The following is a 12,492-nucleotide window of genomic DNA, read 5'->3' as shown; positions in this document are numbered from 1 at the left end:
ATGAGGCGGCCCTTTTTCATGGCTGGAGGCGGCGGCGCGCCGATGCGCTGCGGCTCAGATCTTCTGCCCTGCCGGCCCGACGCCGACGTTGATCATGATCCGCTGCACTTCGGTGCGGCCCTGCGGGAACTTGACCTCGAGCGTCACCGTGTCGGTGCCGGCGAAGTCGGCCTTCGACTGATAGAAGGCGATGAAGCCCGGCACTTCCAGGGCGAGGCACTGCTTGTAGTTGGTGGCGCTGACCTTGCCGCGCTTGATCGTGACGGTGCCGTTGCCGGGCGGCGACACAAGGCGGATGGCGGGAAGGGGCCCGGATGAGCAGTCGGGCTGGACGTTGAGATAGATGCCGACCTGGATCGGCTTGCCGGCGACGCCCTTGGCGTTGCGCTCGACCGTGGTCTGAGCGGGACCGGGCGCGGGAGCAGGCGTCTGGGCTTGCGCCGAGGCTGCGGTGGCCGCCGCCAGCAGCGCCGCGACGGCTATTCCCGCGAACGCTCCCCGCCATTCTCCTCGCAACAGGTTCATCACCGTCCTCAGCCCCGCATTGTCCCTCAGCGTCGCCAGATTGCCGTATTCGAGCTGATCGTTCAACGGATTGCCGAACTTGCGGCCGACTTCAGCAAACTTCCTTCACGTCCGCCATAGCATCGCCCGCGCGGTGTCATCGGATGGGTCCGATGACGTCATGACTGTTTCCCGCTGTTGCCATCCGTGTCTGCGCAACTCGTCCGCCTCGAGGAATGCGCGGAGTGGACGACATTGGAACGCAGTCATCGGGCTGACATCGATGCCCTTCGGGCGATCGCTGTCGTCATCGTCATTCTCTTCCATCTGAGGATCACCGGCTTCGAGGCCGGCTATGCCGGCGTCGACATCTTCTTCGTCATCTCCGGCTATCTCATCACTGGGCAGATCCTGCGCGATGTCGCCGCGCGGCGCTTCTCGCTGTCGGACTTCTATCTGCGGCGGGCACGGCGCATCCTGCCGGCGCTGGTTGTGACCATTGCGGCCACGTTCGCGGTCGGCTGGCTGTTCCTGTCGCCGGAAGCCCTGCGCCAGCTCGCCAAGGAGGCGACACACGGCCTGCTCTCGATCGCAAACATCCAATATTGGCGCGAGGCCAGCGCCTATTTCGCGCCGAGCGCGGATCAGTTGCCGCTGCTGCACCTGTGGTCGCTGTCGGCGGAGGTTCAATTCTACGCGCTGGCGCCGCTGCTGCTGATGTGGCTCGGCACGCGCCGGCATGTGTTCGGTGCCATTGCCGCGATCGGGTTGTTGTCCCTTGCCGCGGCCACACTCTGGTCATCGCGCGATCCGGACGCCGTGTTCTTCCTGACGCCGTTCCGGGTGTTCGAATTCGCCCTCGGCGCGCTCGCCATTCCGCTCGAGGCCCGGCTGGCAGCGTCGCCGCGCGCACGCTCTCTCGCCGCCGCCTGCGGCGACGTTCTGTTGTTCGGCAGCCTTCTCCTCATCGGCTGCTATCAATTCCAGGCAGGCGTCGCCGCGCTGCTGCCCTGCATCGCCACAGCCGTCATCATCGCGGCCAATGCCCCGACGTCGCTGGTGATGGCTCGCCCGGTTCGCGCCGTCGGCGCTGCGTCCTATTCGCTCTATCTCGTGCACTGGCCCGTGATCTTCTTCGTCCGCTTCATCTTCGGCGATGCGGCGCAGATCGCGGCGGGACTGGCGGCGCAGCTCGCGCTGATGGCGGTGCTGACCACGCTGATGTTCGTCATCGTCGAGCGGCCGCTGCGGCGGCTGCCGTGGCCGAGGGGCGCGCAGGTGGCGAGCTTTGCGACCGTGCTCATCGTCGGTGCCGCGCTCACCCATGTGACGTTCCGCGCCAATGGCGTCGTGTCGCGGCTGCCCGACGATCAGCTCGCGCTGTTCCAGCTGCAGGGCTTCGGCCTCAACAAATGCGGTCGCACCGTCGGCCGTCTGTGCGCGTTCGGCGATCTCGAGGGCACGCGCGGCGTCGAGCTGCTCGGCGATTCCTATGTCCAGCAATATGTCGCCGCGCTCGATGCGACGCTGAAGGCGCGCGGCATGATCGGGCACGTGTCCACCATGAGCGGATGTCCCACCCTCGCGGGGCTCACCGCCGAGGGACCTCGCGCCCAGGTCTGCGCCGAGCTGCGCGACAGCGAGCTGCCGCGGATCCGGCAGTCGCAGGCCGATTTCGTCGTGATCGGGCAGGCGTGGCAGCATTATCTCGACCTCGGCGAAGGGCCGGCAGCGCGGGCCCGCAACGCCGCGGTCGCCGGTCATCTCGCCGAGACCATCCGTCTGCTCGACCGGCCCGGCCGGCATTTCCTCGTCGTCGGCGGCCAGGTCCGTCCGGTGAATTGCGCCTTCGATCAGTTGCGCATGCTGCCGGGGCCGCGCTGGCACGCGCCGGCCAAGCCGTGCGATGCCGTGCCGAAGAGCGAGGCGATCGCGACCAACCGCGTCATCGACGCCGTCCTGTCGGAGGCGATCAGGCCGCTCGCCAAGGTGACGCTGCTCAGGCCCTCGGAGGTCTATTGCGACCGGGATTGCCCGGTCGTGGAGGGGGGCGTGTGGTTGTTCCAGGATGCCGGTCATTTCACAGTGGCAGGGGCCCAGCGGATGGGCGAGCGCGCTGCGCCGGTGTTCGCGAGTTTCTTGTCGGACGATTAGGTGGCGCTATTCGCTGTCGGCTCCGGCGCTTGCGGCTGCGGCCAATGCCGGCGACGCCGCGACGATCCGTGCGCCTGCGAGCTCCGAGCCCTGCGCCGTGAGGTGACCATCGTCCCAGGCGAGCGGCGCGCCGTCGGAGGTCTGGAGCACGCAATCTCCCGCCGGACACAGCAGCGCGAGCGGCGACACGTATTCGGTCTGCGCCACGTTCGCCAGCAGCGTGCGCATGAAGTCGTCGACCTCGCCGAGCAGATCCAGCATGTGCCCGTCGGTCCCGACGCCAAAGCGCTTCGCCGCGATGAGCAAATGCGGCAGCGGACGATCGAATTGCGGGCTCGGCCCGACCACCACCACCTTGCTGCCGGTGTCCGCAATCGCGTTGATCGTGGCGAGCAGGCTGGCCTGTGCGGCCGGCGTCATCGCGGTGCGTGTCCAATTGCCCGACAGCACGACGATGTCGGGCGTGAGCTCGCGCACCAGCCGAGGCAGCCGGCGGTTGAAATCCATGCAGGCGGCGGACTGGCCCGCTTCGGCGTGAGGGACGCATTGCGCAAGGCTGGCGCGCAGCAGCGAGGCCTGGGGCAGGGCTCGCGTCAGGCCATGGGTGAGGTGAGCGGCGTGGCTGTCGCCCCACACCAGGATGCGCGGGCGCTGCCCTTTGGCAAGGCATGACGGCTGCAACGCCGCGAACGTCTGGCCCGGATCGAGGAAGCAGGTGCCGCTCTCGTAGGCGGACTTATGATCGTAGCTGATGAATTCCGCCAGCGCCCGCTCCTGCGGCGAGAAGCGGGCGGGAAAGCCGGCAAGTCCGATGATCGAGAGCGAGGCCAGCAGCACGACCGATGCGCTCGCGACCAGCGCGCGCGCGGCGATCGGCGACTGCGCACGCCTCGCCGGCTGCTCGATCAGATGGAAGCTCGTCAGCGCCAGCACGGTGCAGGCTCCGAGCAGCGCCAACTTGTCCGCGATCGAGCTCGGCGGACCCCAGACCGCCGTCGCCAGCGAGACGACGGGCCAGTGCCAGAGATAGAGCGAGTAGGACCACAGCCCGATTGTGATCATCGGTTTGACCGCGGTCAGCACGGCCTTGCTCGGGGGCGGATTGGCCCAGATCACGGCGGCGGCGCCGAGGCACGGCAGCAGCGCGGCCGTGCCGGGATAGGGCGTGTGCGGCGAGAACAGGTTGACGGCGGCGCCGAGCGCGATCCAGCCCAGTGCGGCCGCCGTGATCCTGAGCCATTGGCTTTGCGGCGCCGGCAGGGCTTCCACGGCCAGCAGCGCGCCGAGCGCGAGCTCCCAGACCCGGGCCGGCAACAGAAAGAACGCGGCGGCGGGCTGCAGCCCGGTCTGGATCACGCAGAGCAGGAACGAGGTCGCGCAGACCGTGGCGAAGCTCGCAAGCATCAGCGACCGCCGCAGCGCGAAGGCGGCGAGCGCCAGCGTCGGAAACAGCAGATAATACTGCTCCTCCACCCCGAGCGACCAGGTGTGCAGCAGCGGCTTGGTGATGGCGGCGGCGTCGAAATAGCCCTGCTGCGACCACAGCAGGATGTTGGAGCAGAAGACGAGGACGGCCAGCGCCTGCTGCGCCACGGACACCGCATCCCGCGGCAACAGGATCACGCTGGCGCCGAGCAGGGTCACGCACAGCATCGCGAAGGCGGCGGGCAGGATGCGCCGGGCACGGCGCCGGTAGAAAGCGGCGAACGAGAATGTTCCGCTCCGCACCTCCGCATGAATGATCCGCGTGATCAGGAAGCCCGAGATGACGAAGAACATGTCGACGCCGACATAGCCGCTGCGAAACGGCGAGATGTCGTAGTGGAACGCGATCACCGAGATCACTGCGAAGCCGCGCAGGCAGTCGATGTCGGGACGATAGTCGGTTGCGCTCAAGGGGGCTGTCCGGACGCTCGCATCTGGCGGCGGCCGTCAATCCCCGACGGTCACTGCACGCAGGCGACCCTGGTAGGCTCCGATTGCAACCGCATTGAGGGATTCCTGCGGCACCGTTGGTCGTGCAGACAGGACACAATGCCATCGAATTGACACCGCAGCGGGAATCCGCGGCTTGCCTTCACAGACTTGCCTCAATGGCGTGATGGCCTTGTCGGAGTTCATGCGTCGAGCGAGCGTGTCATGCGTACATTGGGGCGGAAGGCCGGCCGGGCCGGATTGTTATGCGGCGTTGTTCTATTTCAGGTTGCGGCTGGCGTTTCGCTTGCGCGAAGCGCCGAGCCGGGCGGCTCCTCACCATCCGCAGGCGAGGTGGCCAAGGATCAGGGCAAGGAGAGCGGGCCGTTCGGCGGATGCGAGCCGATCGGGTTGACGGCATCGGGCGAGCTGGTGTTCCCGCTGGAATGCAAGAAGCTGATCAAGAAGCCGGCCGGGGCGCCGGTCGCCGAGGACAAGACCCCAGCCGACGACAAGACCGCGTCGGTCAATCCCGCGCCGTCCGTTCCGAGCCAGGCGGCCAGCGCCGACATTTCGGCCGGTCCCGAGGTCAAGCCTGCCGCGGCTGCGGAGGCGGTTGCGACGACACCCGCCGCGTCGGCTGAGCCGAAGCAGGCCGCAGTTGCGGACACGCAGGATGCGGCTCAGAAGGTCGCCGTAGCAGAGCCAGTCGCCGGCAAGCCCTCCCTGACCAAGCCGTCCGTGAAATCGCCATCGGCGCTGGCGCCAGCGAACAAGCCGCCCTCTGCCAAGCCGTCCTCTGCCAAGACGGCCGCGGCCAATCCGCCTGGGACGACGCCATCGCCAGCCGGCGCCTCATCGGGCAAGCCGTCGTCCGGCAAGGCGGCCCAGGCGCAGGCCGTTGTGGTCGCCGCCAGGGATGCAGCGGTCAAGGATGCCGGGAGGACATCGCGCATGGTCGCCAGCCGGCCGATGATCGTGATCGCGAGGCCCGCCACCGCAACCACGGCCTCGGCCCGGCTGCAGGCGGAGGGCAGGCCGCGACTGCGCACCGCGGGACTGCCGGCCTGCGTCCAATTCCGCAGCTATAATCCGGCGACGCACAGCTATCGCGGCTTCGATGGCCACATCTATGCCTGCCGGTGAGGGCTGACGCTCGAGGGCCGGTTTAGTCTGGAGGGTGGCGAGTGACGTGACAGCCTGCCGCCCAAGGGCGGCAGCGAAGTCGGGCGGCGCGGCGCCGGAGCTGCTATAGAAGGTGAGTCCTCATCTCTGTTCCTCGCCGCGGTTGCTTCCGATTCGACATGGCAGAGCCTCAGTCCGACCTGTTCGAGATGCGCCGGCTGGAATCGCTCTCCAACACCATCTTCGGTGTTGCGATGACGCTTCTCGCCTACGACCTGCCGAAGCCCAATTTCGCGCATATGCCGGGTTGGATCGACCTGGTGCATACCTATTCCGGGCGGCTTGCCGGGCTGGTCCTCAGCTTCATCATCGCCGGCGTGTTCTGGATCAGCCACCACCGGCGGCTGGCCCGGCAGCCGTTCGCGGGCCGGCCCGTGGTCATCCTGAATCTGTTCTTCCTGTTGTCGATCGTGCTGCTGCCGGTCACCAATGGGCTCTACGGCGGCTACCGGCTGAGCAGCGCGGTGGCCGTCCTCTATGGCCTGCATCTGACGATCATTGCGTCGCTGAACGCCGCGCTGTGGTGGCTCGCGCTTCCAAGCGGCCGCCATGCCGAGATCGCCGGCGCGATCTTTCCCGTCATCGTGTTCGTGCCGGGCATCGTGATCGCAGCGCTTGCACCGGAGTATGTGCAGTATTTCTGGATGCTCGGCTTCGGCGGCTTCCTGGCGCGGCGGTTCGTCCGCAGCCCGGCGCCGTCGGCCGGCGAGCAGGCGGAGTTGCCATAAAAAAAGACGCGGCGGGCCGTGAGACCCGCCGCGCTTCCGTTCTTGAACTCGCTGGTCCAGGGCCGAGACCGCCCCGTTGCCGAGCCGCGATGGCGCAATCCGCTGACGAATCACGCCCTCAAACGTCGCTCATGAAGAGCCGCTCAGCGGGCGATCCCAGCGAGGTGACAGCGCTTGGTGAAAGACACTGGATCACCTCCTTTCGTTGTTGATGGTAACGCCAATATAGGACGGTCCGGGCGGCGAGGGTAGGGGGGCCGATTACGGAACCGGGCCGCTGCGGGCGTGCCGCGCCGCAGTCTCGATGTCGCGCGCTGCGATCGCTTCGGGCCGTTCCGTCAGGCCGGATCCGGCACCCATCCGCTTCGAAACCTCGCCCCGAAGAGGTTGAGACCCGCCGCGGACCATGTTAGGGAACGCCCAATGCGGGTGTAGCTCAATGGTAGAGCAGCAGCCTTCCAAGCTGAATACGAGGGTTCGATTCCCTTCACCCGCTCCAACGATTTCAGGCACTTGTCGCGCCGTCAGCTTTCCATTCGGACAAGCAGGCTGATGCTCATTCGGACAAATGTCCTTCCTTTGTTCGAGCTGCCCGCCGCTTTTTGGCGCCGTTGACGATCTGCCGCGTCGTGCGCTTGGTGTACTTTGGCAGCACCTTCACCGTCGTGTGCCGGCCCTGTGCCAGCATCTCGCGGTCAGTCAGTTCGGCGTCGCCACCTTCAGTAAAGCCGCCATGCCGGAACGATGTGAACGACAAATCATCGCGAAGGCCAGCAGCACGGATGACTTCTTTGACCTTGCGGCTCACGTGCGTGAAATCCGGCTGATCCGGCTTCGGCCATGTCGGCCATGGTCCGCGCTCGCCCCGATCCCGGCGCAGCATTAGGCCGCCGATGCGGTCGCGTTTGATGGCGTCGAGCTCCGCCATCAACTCGGGATAAACCGGTGCACCTGCATCGTCGAACAGCGGTATCCAGCCCTTCTGCCTAGTCTTCTCATCGATGATGCGGACCATATTCGGGCGCCCTTTCGGGCGATAATGCGACACGTCGAAAGTCGCAAAGATGTCTGTCTCGCGCTGGAGCCATTCCCAGCCGATCAGGGCAGCGGTCGCCAGCGACGGAAGCCCAAGCTCGACGGCCTTTGTACGGAAGGCGACCAGCTCCTCGTACGCCGCAGTCGGCGTCTCACGATTGGATGACCGAAGTCCCATCTGCGAGAATGGATTGACCAATGGCAGCCTGCCCGGGTGCCGGCGCGCGACCACGTTCCACGCGCGGCGGCATGACTTCATCGCGTGGTTGACCGTAGTGCGACGCTCGCGTTCGTTCACGTTTCCCACAGCGTCGGTGATCTTGAGGATCAACTTTTCATAGAGGTCGTCGGTCAGTGCCGTATCGATTGCGGTGAGGCGCTTCTCGCCCAGTCGCTTGCCATCTTTCAGGACGTAGCCGCCGACAAGCTTGAATCCGACCTCGTGATTTCGCTTGGACTTAGGATCGAGCTTGGCGTAGCGGCGATCAGAGCGGTATTCGGCAAACATCCAATCGAGCGTTCCGACCGCATGGGGAGGCGACGCTGCCAAGGCCTTGCCGCCGGTCCGCCACGCGTCGAAGTCGGGCAAGAGCACTGCTTCGGCGCGCAAAATCGCCGCTTTATAGTCGGTGCCGAGCCGTTCGCTATGCACAGTGCAACCTGCCTTCTTGGCCCACGACGGCACGTGGAAGAAGTAGCCTCAGCCGCCACTTTTGCGCGGCTTACGTTCAACATAGCGAGGTAGGGGTAGGGCACTGCGCGGCGGCTTCATAGCAGTTTTCTAATATCCTCAGACGCCTGTTCGTCGGGGTTTTGAGCGGCCTTCAATTCCGGCCTGCTCAGCTTAACGGCGGCAACGCTGCCATCAGAATGGTAGAACAGATGGGCAGCAAGTCCATATTTTGCTACGTACTTGCACACGCTCGCTTCGGGGTTCGCTTCGGCGCCTTTCTGGACATATGCACAGTCAACCTTCAGTCGAAGCTCATTCTGGAGACCGATTCAGAATCGAGCGTCAGATCGCCGCTCTCTCCTGCGCTTCTTCCAAATGGCTTCTTTAATTCTGGCTATCGACCCAACCTTCGACCACGCGCGCCACCTGTAGATTCGCTTCTTCTGGACTCATCTACAAGGACAATTTGCGGGCTTCAGTCTGTGGTCTTCGCGTACCCGCCAATCAAAGCAGGTCGGAGGACTTGTTCATCTGGAAATACTGCAATTTGCGATGCCTAAGCAAAATAGTCGTCGAAGGCACATCGTACAATTGGATGCTGCGGCAAGCAAAAAGGAAGGATCACCGACATTTTTCGCATTCGGCAATCTTGTCGATTTTCACCCTGCCGAATTTGCAGAACCTTCAGCAAGAGCCCCGCGGGGCGGTGCCGTTTGGCTGCCGAATTTATTGTTGCTTGTTCACCAAAGGTCGAACCTGCAACCAGACCATTATGAGCGGGAGGAGATTGAATAGGTTTATTGATTTTGCAGCATTTTTGCTCAATGTTGATAGCGCCTGTCGCGGTTTGTTCAGTTCGTTTCTGGTGCGAAAACTGGTGCGGCCGCGTTCGGAGGCATCGCCCTTTAAGGCAAGGCGGTTCGATAGGGGGAAGGGCAACGGCAAGCCGCTTGCCTTACACGCCGCTTCGATGAAGAGCCGAGCGGCTCAGGCGTACCAGCAAATTCGCTCGATAGCCGTACCCAATTGGGTTCGGTCGGCCTCAATTGAGCTCGGACACCGTCCTTCTCGAGCGATTTTCTGCGTTCCTTCAGCCCGATCCGAGATTGCAGTCCGGGTAGCCGTACCATGATGTAATATTTGCGCGCGCTGGTGTTTTATGGCCAAGCATCGCCGGCAAACAGCCCATCCAAAACGTGGATGGTCGGCTTTTGTCCACCATGAGTATTCCGGAAGTCACGACGAGCCATCCGCCGAAGTTAAAAGTCGGAGTTATGCTTGAAACTGTAAAGTCCGCGATCGATATCGACGTAGACGCCGCGCAAAACTCAGAAGACCGTCAACCCGATCCTCGTGTCGGCGATCTCGGGCGCAATTTTATGGCACTGATTTTCTGCACCGTGGAAATGCTTCCCAATAACCAGCAGTTCTTTGGAGGCGTCTTTTCAAATTTGCGAGTTGGTAAGGCGCGCCTCGCGACCGCTTGAGCAGTCGTTCCCCTTAAGCAGCCCGCAGCGCCTGGCGGAAAGCGTTTGCGCCGGATGCATGGCGACGGGGCCGTCATTGACCGTGTATCTCAGTTGCGCATGGCGATGGCGTGCCGCTACACCGCGAACCCCGCCCCGCCCCACGCGTCTCGGTCGCGGCGACCTCAGAAGCGCGCCAATTTGCAGGGCGCGAAGCGGCTTCCTCAGTCGGTCCTGGTTACATACTCGACCGGGAGATGCTTGAACGGCTTGCGGTGCTCACGCGATACGGCCCCGCCAATGATGATCCTGGAAAACGCATGGAGGTCGGCGAAGAAGGCCGGCTTCAGGCTGTCGAGCTTGCTCGCATCGGCGACCAGAATGCTTTCGATCGCCGTTGCGATGGCCGCCTGCTTGACCGCCGTCTCATGAAAGTTCGAGCAGCTCGCGCCCCTATTCGCATGTACGCCGCCCGCCGAGATGAAGGCCTTGTTGATGCCGAGCTTGCGCAAATAGGACAGGCCTTCCTCCGATGAGAAGGATTGCGACGAGGGATGATAGAGCCCGCCCATCAGCATCAGCTGCGTGGCGGGACGTCGCGCCACCAGCGCCGCCACGTTCATCGAATAGCAGATCACCGAGAGGGACATCGTCGAACGCAGTGTAGCGAATCATAGCGAGGAAACGGATCAGTGTAGCAAGGGTGCCGCCGGCGACAGATCGGGAGGGCTCCGCAGTTTTGATAGTTGGAGACTGAGGGCTTGGTCCGCGCTCTGTTCCGGGACGCAGGGGCTAGCCGAAGGCCTGACTGACGACGCCGTAGATCTTCGGCTGGTCGTTGCCGCGCAGGAAGGCACCCTTCACGTCGTTCCGCAGCGACATCGTGGTGACGGCATCGAAGAGAGCGAGCCCCGACCGCGCGAGAAAGTCGCGGAACTCTCCTGTCGCTCGATGAGTGTCGAGCCTGAGGAACTGGCCTTCGTGAGCTGCCACGTGCGGCGCCAACACGGCGATCGCGTCGCTGTCGCAGGATGCGACCACCGGCCCCGCGACATGTCCGCGTCCGAACCGCCGGCACATCGCGAACGTCTCCAGCCGCCCCGCGCGAAACAGCCCAAAGCTGCGCGACTGGTGAAACAGTCCGGTCATCAGCCCGGCTCGCCGGACGCCATAAGCAGCCGCGTCGAGTTCGATCAGCGCCGGCAGGTCTGCCTCCATCAGCACGCGAATATTTCCCGCTTCGGCCGGCGCCGCGTCCGAGGCAATCGCCTCACCCTGACACTGAAACAGAGTCTGCTCACGCTTGAAATCGAGAGATCGGTAGAGGCGATAGGCGGCGCGCGTGGCGTTGAGGCGCAGCGTCCGACCGCCGCATTCGGCCATCACCCGATGCATCAGCCATTGCCCGGTGCCAAGGGCCTGCAGCCGCGGCGAGGTGATGACCATCCCAACCGCAGCAAAGCCGTCGCTGTAGGGAAACCACATGGCGGATCCGAGGGCCCGACCGATCTCATCGAGCGCGACGACGCCGCGGCCGATGCTGCGCATGAATTGCCAATCCTCCTCCCGATGGGGCCATTGGACGGCGATCGACAAGGCGAGCAACTGCGCGAGGTCGACGCTGTCGATGTCGGCGAGGCGCATCTCGAACACGTCGACGATTCGCGATTCGACGTCCGGATTGTCCATGCACGCTGTCCCTGTCTTCGTTCCGCCCGCCACGCGTCACCCAGCCTCGATGAGGTCGAGAGCGACCATGCTGTCGTCACCTCCGCATATTGAGGCGCCTGCGGGCGAACTTCGCAACATTCTTCTCAATCCTGCCCTGTATTCGGCACGTAACGCAGGCCGCGACCGCCATGATCGGAGGCGCGACGAGCCAGATCGGCCGCTGGGATGACCGCATGACCTTCCTGTTCAACTCCGATGGCACGCGCGGCGCGATCTTTCGCGAGGTGCTTGCGCGTGAGATTCCGGATCTTCCGTTCGAAATCGATCCGGCGCAGGTCGATGCCGATGAAGTCCGCTACATGATCACCTGGCTGGTGCCGCCGGACCTCGGCGCCTATCGCAATATCGAGATCCTGTTCTCGATCGGCGCCGGCATCGATCAGTTCAGCGCCGCGTCGGTGCCGGCGAGCGTCAAGATCGTCCGCATGGTCGAGGACGGCATCGTGAGGATGATGCAGGAATACGTGACACTGGCCGTGCTGGCGCTGCACCGGAATTGGACCGTCTATTTCGATCAGCAGCGGCAGCAGCTCTGGCGCGCTATCCCGCAGCCGCAGGCACATGTGCGGCGCATCGGCGTGCTCGGCCTCGGGCTGCTCGGCCGCGCGGTGCTGGAGCGGCTCAAGCCGTTCGGCTTTCCGCTCTCGGGCTGGAGCCGCAGCCGGCACGCGATCGACGGCGTGACTACGTACCATGGCGCCGACGGCCTCGATGCGCTGCTCGCGGTGACAGACATCTTGGTCTGCCTGCTGCCGCTGACGGAGGAGACGCGCGGCCTGCTCAATGCCGAACTGCTCGCCAAGCTCCCGCGAGGCGCTTCGCTGGTGCAGACCGGCCGCGGCGCGCAGCTCGACCAGGCGGCGTTGCTCGGAGCACTTGACTCCGGGCATCTCGCGGACGCCGTGCTTGATGTGACCGATCCCGAGCCGCTGCCGACGGATCACCCGTTGTGGCGGCATCCGCGCGTCCTGATCACGCCGCATGTCGCCAGCGTCACGCAGCCGGAAGCAGCGGCGCTCGCGGTCGCCGCGAACATCAAGCGACACCGCGCCGGGCTCGATCCGGTCGGCCTCGTCGACCGCAGCCGCGGCTACTGATCGCG

The 12,492-nt window shown here is 64.7% G+C and carries 10 protein-coding genes and 1 tRNA gene; 6 read left to right on the top strand and 5 right to left on the bottom strand.

The features are described 5' to 3' along the window. Positions 1-54: 54 nt before the first annotated feature. Positions 55-525 (bottom strand): hypothetical protein, encoded by a 471-nt coding sequence (locus tag QW861_RS04270; RefSeq protein WP_315714971.1) that lies wholly within the window; start codon positions 523-525, stop codon positions 55-57. Positions 526-759: 234 nt separating this feature from the next. Between QW861_RS04270 and QW861_RS04265 the strand changes: the two genes are divergently transcribed. After that, entirely contained in the window at positions 760-2,658 is a 1,899-nt protein-coding gene (locus QW861_RS04265) for an acyltransferase family protein (RefSeq protein ID WP_316173008.1), read from the top strand. A gap of 6 nt (positions 2,659-2,664) precedes the next feature. Here QW861_RS04265 and QW861_RS04260 read toward each other — a convergent pair whose 3' ends face one another. After that, positions 2,665-4,554, bottom strand: coding sequence for an acyltransferase family protein (locus QW861_RS04260; protein ID WP_315749508.1), 1,890 nt, complete (start codon positions 4,552-4,554; stop codon positions 2,665-2,667). A gap of 372 nt (positions 4,555-4,926) precedes the next feature. Between QW861_RS04260 and QW861_RS04255 the strand changes: the two genes are divergently transcribed. The 3 genes from QW861_RS04255 (at position 4,927) to QW861_RS04245 (ending at position 6,984) form a co-directional block, all read left to right on the top strand. Further along, positions 4,927-5,718: a hypothetical protein gene (locus QW861_RS04255; protein WP_315749510.1), complete on the top strand. Its 792-nt coding sequence runs from the start codon at positions 4,927-4,929 to the stop codon at positions 5,716-5,718. 158 nt (positions 5,719-5,876) lie between these two features. Continuing rightward, positions 5,877-6,485 (top strand): TMEM175 family protein, encoded by a 609-nt coding sequence (locus QW861_RS04250; protein WP_315714627.1) that lies wholly within the window; start codon positions 5,877-5,879, stop codon positions 6,483-6,485. A gap of 425 nt (positions 6,486-6,910) precedes the next feature. Further along, positions 6,911-6,984 (top strand) — tRNA-Gly (locus tag QW861_RS04245). A 57-nt stretch (positions 6,985-7,041) separates the two neighbouring features. Here the strand turns inward: QW861_RS04245 and QW861_RS04240 are convergent. Further along, on the bottom strand, positions 7,042-8,172 hold the full coding sequence (locus QW861_RS04240; RefSeq protein ID WP_316192742.1) for a hypothetical protein: 1,131 nt from the start codon (positions 8,170-8,172) through the stop codon (positions 7,042-7,044). Between the two features lie 1,241 nt (positions 8,173-9,413). Between QW861_RS04240 and QW861_RS04235 the strand changes: the two genes are divergently transcribed. Next, positions 9,414-9,680 (top strand): hypothetical protein, encoded by a 267-nt coding sequence (locus QW861_RS04235; RefSeq protein ID WP_315749512.1) that lies wholly within the window; start codon positions 9,414-9,416, stop codon positions 9,678-9,680. A 203-nt stretch (positions 9,681-9,883) separates the two neighbouring features. On the opposite strand, the gene QW861_RS04230 is transcribed toward QW861_RS04235, so the two are convergent. Together QW861_RS04230 and QW861_RS04225 are read right to left on the bottom strand one after the other, a co-directional pair. After that, entirely contained in the window at positions 9,884-10,321 is a 438-nt protein-coding gene (locus QW861_RS04230) for a DeoR/GlpR family DNA-binding transcription regulator (RefSeq protein WP_315750028.1), read from the bottom strand. A 130-nt stretch (positions 10,322-10,451) separates the two neighbouring features. Further along, entirely contained in the window at positions 10,452-11,348 is an 897-nt protein-coding gene (locus QW861_RS04225; RefSeq protein WP_315749513.1) for a GNAT family N-acetyltransferase, read from the bottom strand. A 215-nt stretch (positions 11,349-11,563) separates the two neighbouring features. Between QW861_RS04225 and QW861_RS04220 the strand changes: the two genes are divergently transcribed. Continuing rightward, positions 11,564-12,487: a glyoxylate/hydroxypyruvate reductase A gene (locus tag QW861_RS04220; RefSeq protein WP_315749515.1), complete on the top strand. Its 924-nt coding sequence runs from the start codon at positions 11,564-11,566 to the stop codon at positions 12,485-12,487. Positions 12,488-12,492 lie beyond the last annotated feature (5 nt).

The organism is Bradyrhizobium sp. SZCCHNRI1029, from assembly GCF_032487555.1.
Lineage (GTDB): Bacteria > Pseudomonadota > Alphaproteobacteria > Rhizobiales > Xanthobacteraceae > Bradyrhizobium.
This window is presented reverse-complemented; position numbering and strand designations above follow the sequence as displayed.

What these genes read in the sequence shown, in the direction of transcription:
- QW861_RS04270 (WP_315714971.1), bottom strand. Translation starts at nt 525, where the DNA reads ATGAACCTGTTGCGAGGAGAATGGCGGGGAGCGTTCGCGGGAATAGCC.
- QW861_RS04250 (WP_315714627.1), top strand. Translation starts at nt 5,877, where the DNA reads ATGGCAGAGCCTCAGTCCGACCTGTTCGAGATGCGCCGGCTGGAATCG.
- QW861_RS04235 (WP_315749512.1), top strand. Translation starts at nt 9,414, where the DNA reads ATGAGTATTCCGGAAGTCACGACGAGCCATCCGCCGAAGTTAAAAGTC.
- QW861_RS04225 (WP_315749513.1), bottom strand. Translation starts at nt 11,348, where the DNA reads ATGGACAATCCGGACGTCGAATCGCGAATCGTCGACGTGTTCGAGATG.
- QW861_RS04220 (WP_315749515.1), top strand. Translation starts at nt 11,564, where the DNA reads ATGACCTTCCTGTTCAACTCCGATGGCACGCGCGGCGCGATCTTTCGC.